This window comes from Micromonospora sp. NPDC048839, assembly GCF_040649915.1.
Classification (GTDB): Bacteria; Actinomycetota; Actinomycetes; order Mycobacteriales; family Micromonosporaceae; genus Micromonospora.
This window is the reverse complement of sequence record NZ_JBEZGL010000009.1, coordinates 155,584-174,180: the sequence shown is the minus strand read 5'-3', so window position 1 is coordinate 174,180 and position 18,597 is coordinate 155,584. Positions and strand designations below refer to the sequence as shown.

The window sequence follows — 18,597 nt, the reverse complement described above, 5'->3', positions numbered from 1 at the left end:
ACCGTCAGTCCAATCGTCGCGCCGCCGAGAGGACGACCCCCCATGCGCCGCTCGCTCCCGCGCCACCTGACCGCCGCCGCCGCCGTCGCACTGCTCGTCGTCGGGGCCGCCGAACCGGCCGCCGCGCGTACCCCCGGCTCCGCGTCGCCCGCGCCTGGCAGTGTCCACACCGTGGTCCGCGACGCCGCCACGGGCGCTCCGGTGCCGCGGGCCTGCGCAGTGCTCGTGCCGGTGGACGCCGCGGCGTTGGCGGCGGTCATGCTCGGCGAGGACCAGTTGGGCCGGCACGGAGGCTGCGCCGACGAGCAGGGCACGCTGGTCGCCGACAACGTGACGCCCGGAGACTACCGGCTGCTCGTCGGCCCCTACGACGCGACCACGCACGGTTGGCAGTGGGTGGGTCGGCACGGCGGCACGGGTGAGCGTGAGCGCGCCCGGGTGGTCCGGGTCCGGGCTGGCGCGGTGACCGGCGTGCCGGCCATCCGGCTCGATCCGCCGGGCAGCATCGCCGGCGTGGTGACCGACGCGGCGACGGGTGCTCCGGTCTATCGGGCGCTGGCGATGGTGGTGCCGTACGTGCCGCATCCGAAGTACGGCGATCACGGCCCGACCACCGACGAGGACGGCCGCTACACGATCACCGGCCTCGGGCCGTACCACTGGCCCGTGCAGTTCGCCGCGAACGGCCTCGCGACCGTGTGGTCCGGTGGGGTCGGCAGTCGAGAGCAGGCGCGGACGGTGCGGGTGCGCGCCCACCAGACGGTGACCCTGGACCAGGCGCTGCCCGCCGGCACCCTGGTCAGCGGCACGGTTCGGGTCGACGAGCTGCTCACGTACGGCCAGGTGCTCGCGTTCGACTCGGCCACCGGGGACCTGGCCGGCGTCGCGGACGTGGGCAGCGGCTACACCCTGCGCCTGCTCCCCGGGCAGCGGGTGAAGCTGCGCTGCGACTGCGCGTACGCCCCGCCGGTGTGGCACCGCGACGCGGCCAGCTTCGATGCCGCGACCCCGGTGCGGGTCCGGAGAGCGCCGACGGTGGTGGACTTCGACCTGGGATGACCCGAACGAGGCAGGCCGCCGGAGTTAACGGCGAGCCGCACCGGGTAGCCGGCATCCGCTTCTACCAGCACGACGGGGAGATGGGATGACGGCGACCAGTGCCTTTTTCGAGCGGTTGACGGTCGCCGGTCAGGATCCGCGGTTCAACAAGGTGTGCGGGAGCGTGCGGTTCGACATCGGGGACGGCGGCAACCTGGAGCAGTGGCTTCTGGAGATCGACCACGGCCGGATGCGGGTGACGCGCAGCGCCGACCCCGCCACCACTGTGATCAGGGTGTCCGCGCCGGTCGCGGAGGCGATGGCGCGCGGTGAGGTGAACGGTCTGGCGGCGATCACCCGCGGCGAGATCATGGTCGACGGTGACCTCGGCCTGGCGTTGCGGCTCGGACGGCTGTTTCCGCGTGAGCCGGGGCCGTTGCAGAGGGGCGGCCCGGCCAGTGGAACGTAGCCGATGAGGGACATCCCGGGCACCGTGTCGTGTATCGACGGGAACACCTTCATGGTGTCCGACGCCAGTGGTGACGTGGAGTCGTCCCCCGCCACGCCGGTCGGGCTGTTCGCCGCCGACACCCGCTTCCTGTCCCGCTGGATGCTCTTCGTCAACGGCGAGTGCATGACCGCGCTGTCGGTGGACGACAGCCAGTACTACGAGGTCACGTTCTTCGTGGTGCCGGGCGAGGCGGTCGACTACGTGCAGGCCGACGTGTCGGCCATCCGGCGCAGGCGCATCGGCCCGGACCTGACCGAATCGCTGACGATCTTCAACTACGGCGACCAGGACCGGGATCTCGACATCCGGCTGGAGGTGGCTGCCGACTTCGCCGACATCTTCGAGATCAAGTTCGACGTCGGTGCGAAGACCGGCACGCACTACACCCACGTGGGTCCGGACGAGTTGCGCCTGGGCTACCGGCGCGGCACCTACCGGCGTGAGGTCGTCGTGTCGGCGAGTGAACCCGCCGAGTTCGACCCGGACGGCATCCGCTTCACGGTCCGGCTGCGCCCCGGCGAGCAGTGGTCGACGCGGTTGCAGGTCGCCATGCTGGCGCTACGTCCGGACGGCGTCGACCTGCGCTCCGCGCTGCGGGCTCAGCGGCCCGACGACTCCACCCTGCCCACCAGCCTGCGGGCCTGGATCGCGGCGGCGCCGACCCTGGACACCGAGAGCGCCGCGCTGCAACAGGTGTACCACCGCAGCCTGGTGGACCTGGCGGCGCTGCGCTTCGCCCCGCTCTCGCTCAGCGGCGCGGCCGTGCCCGCCGCCGGGCTGCCCTGGTTCATGACCCTGTTCGGCCGCGACAGCCTGCTGACCTGCCTGCAGACGCTGCCCGTCACCCCGTCGCTGACCCCGCCGACGCTACGGATCCTCGGCTCGTTGCAGGGCGTCCGCACCGACGACGTGCTGGAGGAGGATCCCGGCCGGATCCTGCACGAGCTGCGCTACGGGGAGTCGGCCGCGTTCGAGGAACAGCCGCACTCCCCCTACTACGGCACCGTGGACGCCTCACCGCTGTTCGTGGTGCTGCTCGACGAGTACGAACGGTGGAGTGGCGACGTCGCGCTGGTGCGGGAGTTGGAGCAGGAGGCTCGCGCGGCCCTGGCGTGGATCGACGACTACGCGGACCTGACGTCCACCGGTTACATCTGGTACGAGCGACGCAACCGCGCCACCGGCCTGGAGAACCAGTGCTGGAAGGACTCCTGGGACAGCATCTCCTACGCCGACGGACGGCTGCCGGGCTTCCCGAGGGCCACCTGCGAAACCCAGGGGTACGCCTACGACGCGAAGATCCGCGGGGCTCGGCTGGCCCGTACCGTCTGGGGTGACCCTGCCTACGCCGAGCGGCTGGAGCGCGACGCGGCAGCGCTGTACGACCGGTTCAACCGGGACTTCTGGCTGGCCGACCGCGGCTACTACGCCCTGGCGCTGGACCACGACGGCACTCCCGTCGACAGCCTGTCGTCGAACATCGGGCATCTGTTGTGGAGCGGCATCGTGCCGCCGGAGCGTGCCCCGCAGGTCGTCGAACACCTGATGGGTCGGGCGCTCTTCTCCGGTTGGGGGGTGCGAACCCTCGCCGAGGGGCAGCGCCGCTACAACCCTCTCGGCTACCACAACGGCACGGTCTGGCCGTTCGACAACTCGTTCATCGCGTGGGGTCTGCGCCGTTACGGGTTCACCAGCGAGGCGGGCCGCATCGCGGAGAGCATCCTGTCCGCCGCCACCTTCTTCGAGGGGCGGCTGCCCGAGGCCTTCGGCGGGTTCGACCGCAACACCACCCGCTACCCGGTCCGGTATCCCACCGCCGGCAGCCCGCAGGCGTGGTCCAGCGGAGCCTCCGTGCTGCTCCTGCGCACCATGCTCGGCCTCAACCCGCACGAGGACCACCTGGCCGTGGACCCCGCGCTGCCGTCGGCCTTCGGGCGGGTCGCGCTGCTGGACATCCCCGGCCGCTGGGGCAAGGCCGACGCCTTCGCCCGGCACCGCCCCGACCAACGCTAGCGGGTGGCCCGGAAGGTGCGACGGTACGCGTCCGGCGGCACGCCGACGGTGCGGTGGAAGTGCCGACGCAACGTGGTGGCGGTGCCCAGGCCGGCCGCCGCGGCGATGACGTCGATGCTGTCGTCGGTGTTCTCCAACAGCTCCTGCGCCCGCCGGATCCGCTGCGTCGACAGCCACAGCAACGGGGTGGTGCCGGTTGCCGACCGGAAGTGCCGAGCCAGGGTGCGCGAGCTCACGTTCGCCTGCCGGGCCAGGTCCTCGACGGTCAGTGGTCGGTCCAGTCGTCGCAGCACCCAGGGCAACAGGGCGGCGAGCGGGTGGTCGTCGCGGGCGGGCACCGGTGTGGTGACGTACTGGGCCTGTCCGCCGGCCCGGTGTGGCGGCACCACCAGGCGGCGGGCGACGGCGTTGGCGACCGTGGAGCCGTGGTCGCGGCGGATCAGGTGCAGGCACAGGTCGATGGCGGCGGCCTTGCCGGCGGAGGCGAGCACGGTGCCGTTGTCGACGTAGAGCACGTCCGGGTCGACCCGGACCCGGGGATGGCGGGCGGCCAGCGCCTCGGTGTGCGCCCAGTGCGTGGTGGCGCGCAGCCCGTCGAGCACCCCGGCGGCAGCCAGCACGAACGCGCCGGTGCACAGCGAGACCATTCGGGCGCCCGCCACGTGGGCGGCGCGCACGGCGTCGAGCAGCTCGGGCGGTACGTCCGCGTCGACGTCCTCCACCGCGGGGATGATCACGGTGTCGGCGCGAGCGAGCCGCTCCAGCCCGTCGTCGGGCTCCAGCTGGAATCGGCCGACGCGGACCGGCCCGGCGCCGCAGACCACCACGTCGTACCACGGGTCCGCCTGGCCGGTCGGGTCCCGGGCGAAGACCTCGCAGGCCATCCCCAGCTCGAAGTGCAGCATCCCGTCGGTGGCGGCGATCGCGACAGAGGTCATGTCCGAAACTGTACGGGTCATGGCGTTCCCGACACTGGTCGGTCACCCGCCGCTGCTGGAGGCTGTACCCAGTCGATCTTTACAGGGGGCAGCGATGGGTCAGCGCGTGGCGGTGTTCGGGGCGTACGGGCACACCGGACGGTTCGTGGTGACGGAGTTGCGCGAGCGCGGGTTCGTACCGCTGCTGCTCGGCCGCGACGAGAGCAGGCTGGCGGCGTCCGGGCTCGCCTACCGGGTGGCGTCGGCCGACGACCCGGTCTCGCTCGACCAGGCGCTGACCGGCGTGGACGCGGTCGTCAACTGCGCCGGCCCGTTCGCCTCGACCGCCGCGCCGGTGATCGAGGCCGCGCTGCGCGCCGGGATCCCGTACGTGGACGTGGCGGCCGAGATCGAGGCCAACGTCGACACGTTCGCGCACTTCAGCGAGCCCGCCCGTGCGGCCGGCGTCGCGGTGGTCCCGGCGATGGCGTTCTTCGGCGGGCTCGGCGACCTGCTGGTCACCACGGCGATGGGCGACTGGACGTCGGCCGACGAGGCACACGTCGCGTACGGACTGAGCAGCTGGCACCCGACGGCCGGGACCCTCGCCGCCGGGGTCGTCTCCCGCGAGCGGCGTGACGGCCGCCGGGTCCGCTACACCGGCGGACGGTTGGAGTACCACGTCGGCGAGCACGACCTGCCGAGCCTGGACTGGGATTTTCCCCCGCCGCTGGGCCGGCGCCGGGTGCTCGGTGAGTTCACCATGGCCGACGTCGTCACCGTCCCGAGCCACCTGGCCATCCCCGAGGTCCGCACCTACATGGCCGCCGACGCCGCCACCGACCTGGCCGCCGCGCAGGCACCGGTCGCTGCCGACGGGTCGGGGCGCTCGGCGCAGATGTTCACCGTCGACGTCGTGGTGCGGCGCGGCGACACGCGACGGCGCGTCGTCGCCACCGGCCGGGACATCTACGCGGTCAGCGCGCCCCTGGCCGTCGAGGCGGTCCGCCGCATCCTCGCCGGTCAGACGAGGACGAGCGGTGTCGCCTCCGCCGGTGAGATCTTCGACGCGGCCGACTTTCTCCGCTCGCTGTCGTCAAGCATCTCGGTCGAGTTGGTCGACGGCTGAATCGTCGGCGACGGGCGCCCCACCCGCCACGCCGGGAGACCGCAACAAATAACCTCAGAAAAGTGTAATCATCTAAGCGCCAGGGAGACGCACCCCAGCATTCAAACACTTAAAGAAGACTTAAGACTGCACGGCCATAAAACTGTTATCCCGAACGGAGACGACGGTGACCAGCAGTTTTACCAACCACCGTTCTTAATTCTTCATCCGCGAGTTGTTGCCGACTCGCGGCGCGCCCATACTTCCTTTCGTCAAGAGTTTTGTCACCGACGCAAAGGACAACACTGGTAATGCGGACTCCCCCCGCGCATGTCGCACCGGCGGACCGGGCGCGACAGCGTCGCCGCCGCACCCGTATCTCGCTCGCCGCCGCCGTCGTGGCCGCACTGGGCGCCAGCGGCATCTACATCGCCGGCGCCCAGGCCGAAGAGGTCGCCGTGCCCGGCCGGGTCCAGGCCGAGGCCTTCGCGGCACAGTCCGGGGCGCAGACCGAGGGCACCGGCGATGCCGACGGCGGTCGGAACGTCGGCTGGCTGGCCAGCGGCGACTGGCTGCGCTACGACGGCGTGTCGATCACCGGCGCCAACCTCACGGCCCGGGTCTCCGCGCACAACGCCACCGGCGGCGCGGTCGAGCTGCGCCTCGGCGCGCCGGACGGGCAGGCGCTGGCCACCTTCCCGATCGCGCAGACCGGCGGCTGGCAGAAGTGGACGACAGTCACGGCGAAGGCATCCAGCGTGCCGGCCGGCCCGCAGACCGTCTTCGCGGTCATGAAGAGCACCTCGACGTCGGACTTCGTGAACCTGAACTGGTTCACGTTCGGCCCTGCGGCGGGCTCGTCGCCGAGCGTGCCGGCGAGCGCCTCGGCGACGCCCTCCGCCTCGTCCGCGCCGAGTCCCACCCCGTCGGCGTCCGCCTCCACGTCCGTCCCGCCGAGCGCACCGGCCGCCGGCTGGGTCCCGGTCGACCAGGCCCGCTGGAGCAGGGAACTGGCCGCCTTCGACGCCCTCACCCCGAAGGCGGTGACGCCGGGAACCACCCGGGTCCCCGAGTTCCACACCGACTGCGAGGTCGCCAACTCGGCGCCGGACGACCCGATCGTCGTGCCGGCCCTGCCGGGCGCCTCGCACATGCACACGTTCTTCGGGCCGAAGGTCGACGCGTTCAGCACGACCGACAAGCTGCTCTCCGCGACGACCAACTGCAACGCCCCGGGTGACAACAGCGCCTACTGGACCCCGGAGTTGCGCAAGGACGGTCAGCCGGTCCCGATCAAGAGCATGCGCGTCTACTACGGCTCGCGGGTCAAGGACCCGTCGACCGTGAAGCCCTTCCCGCCGGGCCTGCGAGTCGTCGAGGGCGACGCCAAGCGGCAGGTCGACACCCCGAAGAACGCCGGTAGCAACCAGTTCTGGTGCGCCGGTAGCGCCGAGATCGGCCGCAGCGCCGACGGCAACTGGCCGGTCTGCGCCCCCGGCGGCAACCTGATCTTCCAACTGGTGTTCAAGGACTGCTGGGACGGCAAGAACATCGACTCACCCGACCACAAGTCGCACATGGGCGACCCGGTGAACGGGGTCTGCACCGGCAAGTACCCGGTGGCCGTGCCGGACCTGTCCTTCATGGTCAACTACCAGTCGCTGGGCGGTGACGGTCTCACGCTCTCCTCCGGCAAGCCGTCGTCCATGCACGGCGACTTCATGAACGCCTGGGAGCCGGCACGCCTCGGCGCCCTGGTGAAGTCCTGCCTCAACCAGAACGCCAAGTGCGGCACCGAGGTCACGTTCGCCGGCGGCTGACCGGCGCGCCCACACCGTTGCCACCCGACGACCCCCTCGCTCAGGCGAGGGGGTCGTCCGGCGTCGTGCCCGGCCCGGGATCGTCGCGAATCACTCCGAACCCGGTGCGGCGCCTGCCGGTCCCCGCGCGGAGCGTGCGGATGGATGTCGCCGTCAGCGCGACGGCGCGGTCGTCGTCCCGGGACAGGTCCACCAGGGCGCGCTCCGCGGTGTCGCCGGGGATGTCCGCCAGCGCCTCGGTCAGCCGCCGACGCGCGGACGGTGCCAGGGTCCCCCGGGCGAGGCAGTCGACGAGTCTGGTCGCGATCCGTTCCGCCACCGCGGGTTCGCTCGCCAGCACGGCCAACATGTCGGCCGCCTCGGCGTCCTCCGTCTCCTCGACGACCATGTCGACAAGCGTCGGGACCGCGTCCGCCACCCGCCGTGCCCCGAGCGCCAGCGCCGCGTGCCTGCGGACCACGACGTCGGAGTTCGTGAGGGCGTCCCGCAGCACATCGGTCGCCGCGTCGTGCGGGATCTCGGCGATCGTCTGGACGGCCCGCTCGCGCACCTCGGCCCCTGGGGCGCGCAGGCCGTCCGCGAGCAGCGCCAGGCCGCTCCCCCCCGACTGCGCCAGCGCCCACCGCAGGGCCCCGGCGACGTTCGGGTCGGACTCGTCCAGCGCCGCCTCGACGAGTGCCTCCACGGGCACCGGAACTCCGTCGACCGAGGACAGGGCCGCGCGCTGACGCCGGCCCGCGCTCGGCGAGCCCAGTGCCTGAAGAAGCGCGACGACCTGGAGGACGTCCTCCCAGTCGGCGGGTTCGGCGGCACCGATCCGACGCAGTCGGGTGAGCAGGTCCAGCTCGTCCGCGATGCGCTGTCGTGTCCGCTGGATCAGGTCGCCGACCAGGTCGGCGGGGGTGAAGCCGGGATCGTCGAGCGCCCGCCGGACGTCCCGCAGCGACAGGCCCAGGGACCGGAGGCTCTCGACCTGGAAGATCAGCCGGAGGTCCTCGTCGGAGTACTCCCGGTAGCCAGCGCCGCTCCGGCCGGTCGGTCGGACCAGGCCGAGTGAGTCGTAGTGCCGGAGCATGCGGGCGCTGACCCCGGACCGGCGCGCCACGTCACCGATCAACACCTGCGCATCATCCCCTCTCGCCGATCGCGCCGAGGGCCACCACACGCTTCGCCTCCTCGATCGAGAACTCGACACCGGCATCCGGGTCCCGCGCCAGCCGTTGCGTCGCGATCGCGTGCGCGCGTACCTGCGGGTCCGGATCTGTCATCGCGACGCGCAGGATCGGCGTCAGCACCGCACCGAGCGCGACCAACGCCCGGCTGAGGCTCAACCGCGTATCCCGCGTGCCGCGCCCGAGCTGCGTCGCCAACACGTCGGCCAACTCGGGCTCGTCGGCCGGGGGCACGAGGACGACCGCCGCCCGCCAGGCGCTTCGCGCCACCTCGTCGTCCGGGTCGGTCAGAAGCGCCCGGGTCATCGCCGGCCAGGCCCGCCGATCGCCGATCTTGGACAACGTGTGCAACGCCTGGCTCCGGGCCTGCGCCCGCTCCGAGCGGAGTTGGCCGGTGAGCTTCGGAACGGTCAGTGCGGGTGGGTGGCGGAGCAGTGCCCAGGTGAGCATCTCGCGTACGGAGAACTCGGGCTCGATCGCGCATCGCGCGACGAGGGTGTCGACGAACCGCGGGTCCGGGGCTGTGCCGACCGCCAGCGCGGCGCGCAGCCGCACCGACGGGTCGCCGTGCTCCAGCGCCTCAAGCGCCCGCCTGGTGTTCGTGTCCTGCTCCGGTCCGGTCATCGAGACCACCTCCTCGATGTCACTGAAGACCTTGTCACCGTGTCAAGGTCAAGGCGTCCGGCGACGGGTGCCCCAGGCAACTTTCGTTGACCACGGTAGGTCCATCGGTAGGCATCGACTGATAGGAAGGAGCCAACACCTAGCCTCCCGGGAGATCGCCTTGGCACGTGCACACCTGTCCCGTCGTTCGCTCCTGACTGCCGGTGGCGCGGCCGCCGTCGCAATCGGTGCGGCGGCCAGCCCGTCCGCTGCCGCCGCCGCACCGCTCGACAACCCGGTCGATACGCCGGCCGAGGCGCTGCGTCGGCTGCAGGCCGGCAACCGGCGGTTCACCTCCGGCCACGGCCGGCACCCGCACCAGGGCCTCACCGACCTGCACCGACTCGCCGCCGGCCAGCACCCGTTCGCCATCACCGTCGGCTGCGCGGACTCCCGGGTGGCGCCGGAGGTGCTCTTCGACCAGGGCCTCGGCGACCTGTTCGACAACCGGGTAGCCGGCAACATCGTCGACGACCTGCTGCTGGGCAGCGTCGAGTTCGCCGTGGAGGAGTTCGGCAGCCTGCTGATCGTCGTCCTCGGCCACGAGCGCTGCGGCGCGATCACCGCCACCATCGACGCCATCCACAGCGGCGGTACGGCACCCGGGCACATCGGCGTCATCGTGGACGCTCTGCGTCCGGTCGTCGAGCCGGTGCTGGACCAGCCCGGCGACCCGGTGGAGAACGGGGTCCGCGCCAACATCGCCGCGCAGGTGGCGGCGCTCTCCGCGCGCAGCACGATCATCGCGGAGAAGGTGGACCAGGGTGCGCTGCGCGTCGTGGGCGCCCGCTACGACCTTGACAACGGCCGAGCGTCGCTGGTGGCCTGACGGCCGGGCTCCCCGGTCGTTCCCCTTCTCGGCTCGGGGTGCCCTCGGGAGCAGGCGGTTGAGCCCAGCGGAAATGCGGGCTTGCCCGCCCGCCATTCGGTGTCCTGCGGCGATTCGTGGTCGTCCGGCACGTGGTTGTCGACAACGCGTTCCACGCGGGAGAGTGGCAGCGGCGATACGATGTCGGCATGGGACTGGCGGGAGCGTCGATTGTGCTGGCAGTGGCTGCCGTGGCGGCGGTGTCCATCGCTGTGGCGGGGGCAGTGACGCGGCATCGCCGCCGCTAGACACCGCCGCCGGCGGGCGACAGGTCCGTGGCCGTGCGAGCGGATCACCACTTCTCGCACTGCCCTCTGATACGTGTCGCGTTATCCTCGGGCGATGACGACCGTGCTCATTGTCGGATTGTTTTCCGTGGTGGCCGGCGCCCTACTGGCGTGGCGCCCGATCGGCATGGCCCGCCTCGTGGGTCATTTCGGCCTGGTCAAGTACGACCGGGCGAGGTCTTCGGAATATCGCACCACCGGCATCGTGATGGCCACGATCGGGCTGGTGCTGACCGCGGTGGCCCTGCTGAGCTGAGGTGACGACCGCACCGCCCGGGTCAGGGCGGCCGACGCCTTTCGGCACGTCGTACCGATGGGCGGCCGAGCCGCCGCAACTAGGGTGCAGGCATGGTCGATCGACAGCAGGTGCTGAGTTTCCGGGTCCGGGCCCAGCAGCTCGACCGAACTGAGGGCACGCTCGCCGATACCGCCGTCCTGGACATCGGGGTGCAGAACACCGGTCCGGACGGCGCGCGGTGGGCGCTCGCGGCGCGCGGCGTCGACGTGACCGCGCTGTCCGGCGAGGAGGTGGTGCTGCTGTGGACGGTGCGCGGCGCCCCGCACCTCTTCCGGCGGGCCGACGTCGGGCACGTGGTGGCCGCGGTCGAGCCCTTCTCCGACGCCGACGCGGGCAAGCGCATCTACGACGCGTCCAAGCCGTTGAAGGCGGCCGGCATCGCCAACCTCGCGGCCCTCGACGAGGTGGCCGCCCGCATGCGGGCCATCGTCACCACGCCGACGGTCAAGGGAGAGGTCTCCGGCCGCCTGGCCACGGTGCTGCCCGAGCCGTACCTGCGGTTCTGCCGGCCGTGCGACGCCACGCACGTCTACGAGATGCCGTTCCGGCTCGCCGCCGCGCGGGCCGGCCTGGAGCTGCAACTCGACACCTCACCACCGGTCTTGCGGCGCATCGCCGGGCTCCGGAGGGCGGCCGCCCCGGGCGATCGCTTCGACCTCGTCCGCGCCTACCTTCGCCTGCTCGGCCCGGCCACCCCGAAACAGGTGGCCGACTATCTCGACGCACCGCTGAAGGACGTGAAGGCGCGCTGGCCCGACGACGTGATCGAGGTGACGGTCGGCGGCGAGGTGCGCTCGCTGCTGGCCGCCGACGAGGATGCGCTGGCATCGGCCGGCACCCGGGTCACCCGCCTCCTCGGCCCGTTCGACCTGTTCCTCCAGGCCAAGGACCGGGCGACGCTGGTGCCGGACACCGCCCACGCGAAGGAGTTGTGGCCCGTGCTGGGTCGCCCCGGTGGCGTCCTGGTCGACGGCGACCTGGTCGGCACCTGGCGTCCCCGCAGGTCCGGTCGCACGTTCACGGTCGCGGTCCAGCCCTGGCACCCCCTGTCGGACGCCGCGCGTAAGGCCGTCACCGCACAGGCCGAGCGCCTCGCCGCGTACCGGTCCGTCTCCCTCAGCGGCGTCGACTTCGCGACCTGACGGTCGGCGTCAGTGGTCGCGATCCGCGGAGTCCGACGCTCGGTCGTAGGCCTCCTGCGCCGCCGACACGTCGCCGAGGTGGGTGATCGACCATTCCTCCAGCGCGCGCAGCGGCCCGCGCAGGGTACGTCCGGCCTCGGTGAGCGCGTACTCGACGCGGACCGGCACCTCCGGGTAGACGGTGCGGCGCACGAGACCGTCGCGTTCGAGCCCGCGAAGGGTCTGGGTGAGCATCTTCTGCGAGACGCCCTCGACGCGTCGGCGCAACTCGGAGAATCGGGCGCTGCCGTCCCAGAGCGCGCCTACGATGAGCACCGTCCAACGGTCGCCGATGCGGTCCAGGATGCGACGAGTCGGGCAGTCCGCGCGGTAGGGGCTGCCCTGCAGCACCGGCTCGACCCCGGGGGTGGTTACCACAAAGTGCCTACTTCCCGTTGGAGAGTTGCACTCGTACGGTAATCGCTGCGCGTCGTCCGACGCCAGCCATCTCCTGGAAAGGCACACCTCGTGTCTCGCATCACCGTCATCGGCGGCACCGGCTACGCCGGTTCGGCCATCGTCGCGGAGGCCGCGTCTCGCGGTCACCAGGTCACCGCACTGAGCCGCTCGGTGCCTTCGGCGCCGGTCCCGAACGTGACCTACCGCCAGGGCGACGCCAGAGACGAGGCAACCCTCTCGGCGTCCATCGAAGGTGCGGACGTCGTCGTGGCCGCACTCGCCCCACGCGGCCCCCTGGCCGGCGTCTTCCGCGACGTCTACCGCACCGTCGCACGTCTGGCCGATGCCGCCGGCGTTCCCCTGTTCGTCGTCGGCGGCTACTCGTCGTTGCGCCCCGCGCCCGGGGCGGAACGCTTCGTCGCCGACCTCAGCCACGTCCCGGCGGAACTCCACGACGAGATCCGCGCTGGGGCGGCGCTCATCATCGAGGACCTCCCGGCCGCGCCCGCGACACTCGACTGGGTCTTCGTGAGCCCGGCGCTGCGGTTCGGCGCATACCTGCCCAGCGAGCAACTCGGCCGTTACCGGCTCGGCGACGACGTCGCGGTCGCCCCCGAGGACGGCGGAGCGATCTCCGCCGCGGACTACGCGCTCGGGTTCGTCGACCTCATCGAGAAGGGCGATCACCACCGGACGCAGGTCAACCTCGGCAACTGACGACGAGGCCGGCGGCAACCATCGGTCCGCCGTCGGCGGGGAACACCCGATCTCCCGCTGCCGGCGGATGCGGCATGGAACACTGCGAAGTGCCTTCGGTCGGTGCCGCCGGCCAGCGCGCCCCCTCCGGATGCGGCAGCGGGAGGGCGTCGTCGCCCCGCGTGCGGAAGGGGCGCGGATGCAACCCACCTGGCTCCTGGTGCTGTCCTGGGTATCGCTCGCGTTCGGGCTCGTCAGCTGCGTGATCGTCGTCGCCGACACCTATCTTCGTGGGCACCGTCAGCCGGTCCGGGTCATGGAGATCGTCTGGCTGGTGACCGTCCTCTACGTCGGCCCGGCAGCCGTGCGCCTCTACTGGAACTGGGGCAGGCCGGAGGCGTTTGGCCAGAGGCGGCAGGAGGGGCAGCCCCGAAGGCCCCGCCGGGGCATCGTCGTCACGCACGTGTCCCGCTGCGGCGCCCACTGCGCCCTCGGTTTCGTCGTCGCCGAGGTCGCCCTGTACGTCGTCAGGTCCGACCCGGCGCAGGAGAGCCTGTGGGTCGACTACGCCGGGGACTACCTGGCGGCGGTGGCGATCGCGGTGCTCTTCCGGTATGTCGGCGCACCCGGTCGCAGGGCCCGGAAGATCTGGCACGCCCTGTCCACGGTCGCCCGCGTCGAGCTGCTGACCATCACCGCGTTCGAGGCGACGCTGTTCGTGTGGCTGACGCTCGCGCATCGCGTGGTCTTTCCCGAGCCACCCCTGCGGCCCGACAGCCCGATCTTCTGGTTCGCGGGCCAGTTGGGGCTGATCGCCGGCTTCATCGCGGCGTGGCCCACCGCCTCCTGGCAGCTCGGCCGAGGGTGGAGACTCGAACCGCGCCGACTCCCCTACGACTGAACGCGGCGGGGCTCACCGCTTGCGGGCCACCGCTCGCGGCGCAGACGAGCGCGCACGGGACGCCCTGACGCCCGCGGACCGCGACGTACTGCGCGGCTGGCTGCGCGGCAACACCACGGGCGCGGCGTTGATCCGCGCCGGGATGCCCGCGGGCTGGGTGGTCGGGGACAAGACCGGGACCGGAGGGTACGGCACCCGCAACGACATCGCCGTGCTCTGGCCGCCCGACCGCGCCCCGATCGTGCTCGCCGTGCTCTCCAGCCGCGACACGAAGGACGCCACCCCCGACGACGGCCTCATCGCGCAGGCCACCAGGGTCGTCGTCGCCCACCTGTGACCGGGTTGGTGGTCGCCGAGGGTGTGCGCGGCAATGGGTCCGGGCGCGGTCAGCGGGCCTGTTCGACGCCGTCGGCCGGCAGGCGCTCGGGCAGCCCGAGCCGCGGGAACTGGTCGTCGTGGAAGGTGACGATCTCGGTGATCGCGCCGCCGGTGACGCGCAGGACGTCGATCGTCAACGGCAGGTACGCGCGCTCCTGCGCATGCCACAGGTAGAAGGCGACCGCCGGCTGCCGGTTCACCGAGGTGGGGACCCCGCGCAGGCCCCGCAGGTCGGCGAACCCGTCCTGCACCCAGTTGGCGACCACCGTGTCGCGGCCGACGGACAGGCCGGGCGTGGGCGGCATCGAGCAGCGGACGTCGTCGCGCAGCATGGCGGCGAGCACGTCGATGTCGGTGGCCACACTGGCGTCGGTGAAGCGGCGCACCAACTCGCGGGTGCCGGTGTCCTCCTCGCCGCCGGTCCAGTCCTGCCGCTCGGCGGGTAGGTGCTCCCGCATGCCGGCGCGGGCCCGTTGCAGCGCGCTGTTCACCGAGTTGACGGAGTCCCCGAGGAGGTCCGCGACGTCCTTCGCCGGCCACCCGAGCACGTCGCGCAGGATCAGCGCGGCCCGTGGGCGCGGCGCGAGGTGTTGGACCGCGACCACGTACGCCAACTCGATCGTCTCGCGCGCGACGGCGAGCGCCTCCGGCTCGTCCGCGCCACCCGCGGGCAGCTCGTCGAGCAGCCGATCCGGGTACGGCTGGAGCCACCGCACCTCACCACCGCTGGCGGGCTCCGGACGGCGTTTGGCCAGCAGGTTCAGGCAGGAGTTCGTGGCGATCCGGTACAGCCAGGCCCGGAACGTGGACCGTCCCTCGTAGGTCTCCCGCCCCCGCCAGGCACGCAGCAACGTCTCCTGTACGGCGTCCTCGGCGTCCTCGAACGACCCGAGCATCCGGTAGCAGTGCACGTGCAACTCCCGCCGGTGCCGAGCCGCCAGCCCCGAGAACGTCAGCTCGTCGACCTCGCCCAATCCGTCCAACCGTGTGTCCGCACTCATCACGTCATCCTTCCGCCTCGTCAGGTCCTGTCGTGGGTGTGACCGGTGCGGGCATGAAAACTCATCACCGGCGTCGGTCCGGCGGTCTTCCGGCCCGACTCCGGAGGTTGCCCGGCGGTGGCACCATCGTTGCGATGAACGTTCGTCGCCTCGCGGCAATCGACATGTACGGCAGCCGGGGCACCACCCGTCGACGCTGGATCATCCTGGCCGAGTTCCTCGTCGGCGTGGTCGTCATGGTGACGTGGGGTGTCTGGCTGCTGGCGTCGGCGCACGGCCTCGGCAGCCGGGTACTGGGGCTGTGGCTGACCGGCGCGGGTCTCAACTACGCCCCGCTGTCCGCGTACGCGATCGCGCTGATGCGCCCCGGCGCCCTCGACGCCGAACTGGCCGGCGCGTCCATCGACGGGGAGCTACGTCGGTACACGGTGCTCCAGCTGTGGGTGGTCATCCCGCTCTCGCTCGTCGTGCTCGCCATCCGCGACGTGCTCACCCGGCGCAGGGCGCGCGGCTGACCGCCGCCGACAATCGGGCCAGCCGTCGATCGGGTAGCAGCTGGATAATCGGTGGACCGCCGGCGTCCACTCGGGCAGGGTGGCTGAGTGGATGCTCAGTTGCTCACCACGGTGCGGGCCGGCGACACGGAGTCTCTCGACCGGCTGTTGCGGACGGCGTCGGCGGATGCGCTCGCGGGTGACAAGGGCAGCGCGCTGCTGCGTGCGGCGGCGTTCGCGGGGAACGCCGATGTCGTCGCCAGCCTGCTCGATGCCGGAGTCGATCCGGCCCGTCCGTGGGACGACGGCGTCGATCCGGTGTCCTGGGCGGCCGACTTCGGGGCGTACGAGGTCCTGTGGGAGCTGGTGCACAACGTCCCGTACTGGCGGAAGCAGGTGCCGCAGCACCTGAAGCGCGGTGCGCTGGACATCGGACGGCTGTGGCTGAGTCTCGACCCGGAGGTCGAACTGCGTCGTCGGCTCGGTGCGCACCCGGACGAGCCGGCCGCCGTCGAGCGGGTGCGGATCCTGACCAGGGAACAGGAGCCGGAACACGCGACGAGGATCCGGTTGACCCTGGCCGACGGGCGGCAGGCCGAGACGCAGCTCGATCATCGGGCGATCGTCACCTATCTGGAACACCAATTCGACATACCCGTCACCCCCGACGAGTTGTTGGCACGCGCCCTGTTCCACGCGGACCCGCAGTCGTGCGATTGGGTCCAGGCCGAGGTCGGCATGGCGTATCACCTGACTGCCGAGGACCAGTTCCGGTGGGCTGCCGACCTGGTGGCACACCCGTCGGTGGACACCAGACGATTCGCCACGCAACTGTTGCACTCGCTGAGCTGTCAGGAGCAACCCCTGAAGGCGCAGGCGTTGGAGGTGCTCCGGCCACGGCTGCGCGCCGAGGACGATCCGATCGCGCTGGAGAACGTGATCGGCGCGTTCGCCGAGTACACCGATCGTGGTGACCTGACGGACATCCTGCACCAGGCCGGTCACCCCGACCCGGACATCCGCGGATGCGTCGCCGCTATGCTCGGCAACGCCATTGGCGAGCACCCACGCCTGGGGCCGCACGCGAATCTGCCTCCCCACCCGTTCGACACGCCGCCGGGCGTGGTGGCGACGCTGATCCGCCTCGCGGCGGACCACGACGGCGGGGTCCGCGCCGGCGCCCTGCTCAGCTTGTCGGAATCGGGTCTCGACACCCCGGCGGTTCGTGACCTGCTGACCGCGCACCTGACCGACGACCACCTGCGGGCGAGGCTCCACGCTGCCGTTGGCCTCGCTCTGCGCGAGGATCCGCACGGCCTCGATGCGCTGCACGAGATCGGTGCCGAGTTCAGTCCCATGGATGGGCTTCGGTGGAAGGTCCACGGCGTGGAGAAGGTCCTGGAGTATCGGGCCGCCACCGACGGGTAGGGCACACCCCCGTGGACCGCCGCCGTGCGATACGGTCAGTTCGTGGTTCCGGTGGAGGCGGTCGCGGCTTCGTACGCCCGGTGGATCACGCCCGCTCTGCCGTTGTACGGCAACGACCACGAACGGTCCGACTTCGCTCCCTGACCCGCGCCGGCACTTGCCCGCGGGTCCTTTCGATTCCTTCCATCGCGCCGGGAGCGATGTCTCATGTCTTCATCCGGTATCCGGGTGGTCCTGCGTGCACCGCAGGTGCTCTGGGTCCTGCTCGCCGCCCAGGTGGGCCGGTTGCCCTCGGCCTCCGGGCCGCTCGCCCTCCTGTTGTTCGCGCGGGAGTCGTTCAGCCTGGCCGCGGCCGGGTTGCTCGTCGCCGCGTACACCGCCGGGGTGGCGGTGGGTACGCCGCTGCTCGCCCGAGCGGTGGACCGCTGGCGTCAGCCACCGGTGCTGTGCCTCGCGGTGGTGGTGTCCGGTGCCGGGTTCGGCTTCGTGGCCACCGGCGCCTTCGGCGCGACGGGTGCGGCTGTCGGTGCCGTGGTCGCCGGGCTCGGCGCTCCCCCGTTGGAGGCGTGCCTGCGCTCGTTGTGGCCGGATCTGCTGCCGCCGGCGGCAGTGCCGGCCGCGTACGCGTTGGATGTCGCCGTACAGGAAGTGATCTTCGTGGTGGGACCGCTCACGACGCTCCTCGCGGTGGCGCTCGGCGGGCCGGTCGCCGGGTTGGTGGTGGCGGCGCTGCTGCAGCTCGTCGGCACCGCCGCGTTCGTCCGCGCTCCCGCCGTGCGGGCCTGGCGGGGAGTCCCGGCGGCGCGGCACTGGGCCGGCCCGTTGCGCGTACCCCGGTTCGCGGCCCTGCTGGCGGGGGTGGTCGGCACGGGGATGGCGGTCGGCGGCATCGCGGTTGCGGTCACCGCCTACGCGGAGGAAGCCGGCAACCGGCACCTGGCCGGCTGGTTGCTCGCCGCGCAGGCAACCGGCGCCCTGATCGGCGGCCTGCTCTACACCCGGGCCGGGCCGGCGGGAGCGCGGCGGCTGCCGCTGCTCACCGCCGGGCTGACCCTCGGCTTCGTGCCGCTGCTGCTGACACCGCGACCCACGCTGATGGCGGTGTTGCTGGCGATCAGCGGTCTGGCCCTACCGCCGGCGTTGACCGCCATCTTCCTCCTGGTGGATCAGCTCGCGGCGCCGGGCACCGTGGCGGAGGCGTTCGCGTGGGTCGCCACCGCGTTCACCATCGGCAGCGCCGCCGGCTCGGCGGTCACCGGTCTGGTGGCGGCGAACGGCGTCCGCTACGGCCTGGGACTCGCCCCCGTCGCCGCGCTGCTCAGCACCATCATCATGGTGGCCGTCGCCAGAGACACGACCCGCCCGGTCGTCGCCAACGACGGCCACCACGACCCCCGTCTCACGCCACAGGGTTAGACCATCGT

Annotated in this window: 18 protein-coding genes and 1 pseudogene; 14 read left to right on the top strand and 5 right to left on the bottom strand. The window is 72.0% G+C overall.

Annotated elements, in window-relative coordinates; translation table 11 throughout:
• Window positions 1-42: 42 nt before the first annotated feature.
• From AB0C25_RS19110 to AB0C25_RS19100, 3 genes are all read left to right on the top strand, one after another.
• Window positions 43-1,059: a carboxypeptidase-like regulatory domain-containing protein gene (locus AB0C25_RS19110; RefSeq protein ID WP_357374819.1), complete on the top strand. Its 1,017-nt coding sequence runs from the start codon at window positions 43-45 to the stop codon at window positions 1,057-1,059.
• A gap of 85 nt (window positions 1,060-1,144) precedes the next feature.
• Window positions 1,145-1,507: an SCP2 sterol-binding domain-containing protein gene (locus tag AB0C25_RS19105; protein ID WP_357374818.1), complete on the top strand. Its 363-nt coding sequence runs from the start codon at window positions 1,145-1,147 to the stop codon at window positions 1,505-1,507.
• A 12-nt stretch (window positions 1,508-1,519) separates the two neighbouring features.
• Entirely contained in the window at window positions 1,520-3,562 is a 2,043-nt protein-coding gene (locus AB0C25_RS19100) for a glycogen debranching N-terminal domain-containing protein (RefSeq protein WP_357375041.1), read from the top strand.
• Here the strand turns inward: AB0C25_RS19100 and AB0C25_RS19095 are convergent.
• Window positions 3,559-4,500, bottom strand: a complete 942-nt coding sequence (locus tag AB0C25_RS19095; RefSeq protein WP_357374815.1) for a helix-turn-helix domain-containing protein — start codon at window positions 4,498-4,500, stop codon at window positions 3,559-3,561. The two genes, AB0C25_RS19100 and AB0C25_RS19095, sit on opposite strands and share 4 nt — an antisense overlap.
• A gap of 94 nt (window positions 4,501-4,594) precedes the next feature.
• Between AB0C25_RS19095 and AB0C25_RS19090 the strand changes: the two genes are divergently transcribed.
• Window positions 4,595-5,608, top strand: a complete 1,014-nt coding sequence (locus AB0C25_RS19090) for a saccharopine dehydrogenase NADP-binding domain-containing protein (RefSeq protein WP_357374813.1) — start codon at window positions 4,595-4,597, stop codon at window positions 5,606-5,608.
• Between the two features lie 290 nt (window positions 5,609-5,898).
• Window positions 5,899-7,407: a DUF1996 domain-containing protein gene (locus AB0C25_RS19085; RefSeq protein ID WP_357374811.1), complete on the top strand. Its 1,509-nt coding sequence runs from the start codon at window positions 5,899-5,901 to the stop codon at window positions 7,405-7,407.
• A gap of 40 nt (window positions 7,408-7,447) precedes the next feature.
• Here AB0C25_RS19085 and AB0C25_RS19080 read toward each other — a convergent pair whose 3' ends face one another.
• Window positions 7,448-8,527, bottom strand: coding sequence for a MerR family transcriptional regulator (locus tag AB0C25_RS19080; RefSeq protein WP_357374809.1), 1,080 nt, complete (start codon window positions 8,525-8,527; stop codon window positions 7,448-7,450).
• A 7-nt stretch (window positions 8,528-8,534) separates the two neighbouring features.
• Entirely contained in the window at window positions 8,535-9,203 is a 669-nt protein-coding gene (locus AB0C25_RS19075; protein WP_357374807.1) for a HEAT repeat domain-containing protein, read from the bottom strand.
• 160 nt (window positions 9,204-9,363) lie between these two features.
• Between AB0C25_RS19075 and AB0C25_RS19070 the strand changes: the two genes are divergently transcribed.
• The 3 genes from AB0C25_RS19070 (at window position 9,364) to AB0C25_RS19060 (ending at window position 11,837) form a co-directional block, all read left to right on the top strand.
• The gene (locus tag AB0C25_RS19070; protein WP_357374804.1) at window positions 9,364-10,071 is read left to right on the top strand and encodes a carbonic anhydrase; all 708 of its coding nucleotides are present in this window, start codon (window positions 9,364-9,366) and stop codon (window positions 10,069-10,071) included.
• A gap of 381 nt (window positions 10,072-10,452) precedes the next feature.
• Window positions 10,453-10,653 (top strand): hypothetical protein, encoded by a 201-nt coding sequence (locus AB0C25_RS19065; protein ID WP_357374802.1) that lies wholly within the window; start codon window positions 10,453-10,455, stop codon window positions 10,651-10,653.
• 92 nt (window positions 10,654-10,745) lie between these two features.
• Complete coding sequence (locus AB0C25_RS19060) at window positions 10,746-11,837, top strand: winged helix DNA-binding domain-containing protein (protein WP_357374800.1); 1,092 nt, start codon at window positions 10,746-10,748, stop codon at window positions 11,835-11,837.
• A 9-nt stretch (window positions 11,838-11,846) separates the two neighbouring features.
• On the opposite strand, the gene AB0C25_RS19055 is transcribed toward AB0C25_RS19060, so the two are convergent.
• A complete protein-coding gene (locus tag AB0C25_RS19055) occupies window positions 11,847-12,254 on the bottom strand; it encodes a helix-turn-helix domain-containing protein (protein WP_357374798.1) in 408 nt (135 codons plus the stop codon).
• A gap of 90 nt (window positions 12,255-12,344) precedes the next feature.
• Between AB0C25_RS19055 and AB0C25_RS19050 the strand changes: the two genes are divergently transcribed.
• The 3 genes and pseudogenes from AB0C25_RS19050 to AB0C25_RS19040 form a co-directional block, all read left to right on the top strand.
• Window positions 12,345-12,992 (top strand): NAD(P)H-binding protein, encoded by a 648-nt coding sequence (locus tag AB0C25_RS19050; protein WP_357374796.1) that lies wholly within the window; start codon window positions 12,345-12,347, stop codon window positions 12,990-12,992.
• Window positions 12,993-13,059: 67 nt separating this feature from the next.
• Entirely contained in the window at window positions 13,060-13,872 is an 813-nt protein-coding gene (locus AB0C25_RS19045; RefSeq protein ID WP_357374794.1) for a DUF4396 domain-containing protein, read from the top strand.
• Window positions 13,871-14,209: pseudogene (locus AB0C25_RS19040) on the top strand (serine hydrolase); the annotation flags it as partial. The gene AB0C25_RS19045 and the pseudogene AB0C25_RS19040, both read left to right, overlap by 2 nt.
• 49 nt (window positions 14,210-14,258) lie before the next feature.
• Here AB0C25_RS19040 and AB0C25_RS19035 read toward each other — a convergent pair.
• Window positions 14,259-15,251: an RNA polymerase subunit sigma-70 gene (locus AB0C25_RS19035; protein WP_357374792.1), complete on the bottom strand. Its 993-nt coding sequence runs from the start codon at window positions 15,249-15,251 to the stop codon at window positions 14,259-14,261.
• A gap of 134 nt (window positions 15,252-15,385) precedes the next feature.
• Here AB0C25_RS19035 and AB0C25_RS19030 point away from each other — a divergent pair, with 134 nt between their 5' ends.
• The 3 genes from AB0C25_RS19030 to AB0C25_RS19020 all read left to right on the top strand — a co-directional run bounded on the left by AB0C25_RS19030 (window position 15,386) and on the right by AB0C25_RS19020 (window position 18,589).
• A complete protein-coding gene (locus AB0C25_RS19030; RefSeq protein ID WP_357374790.1) occupies window positions 15,386-15,766 on the top strand; it encodes a hypothetical protein in 381 nt (126 codons plus the stop codon).
• Window positions 15,767-15,853: 87 nt separating this feature from the next.
• On the top strand, window positions 15,854-17,173 hold the full coding sequence (locus AB0C25_RS19025) for a hypothetical protein (RefSeq protein WP_357374787.1): 1,320 nt from the start codon (window positions 15,854-15,856) through the stop codon (window positions 17,171-17,173).
• Window positions 17,174-17,380: 207 nt separating this feature from the next.
• Window positions 17,381-18,589 carry an MFS transporter gene (locus AB0C25_RS19020; protein WP_357374785.1) on the top strand — a complete coding sequence of 403 codons (1,209 nt, stop codon included), beginning with the start codon at window positions 17,381-17,383 and terminating at the stop codon, window positions 18,587-18,589.
• Window positions 18,590-18,597: the final 8 nt, after the last annotated feature.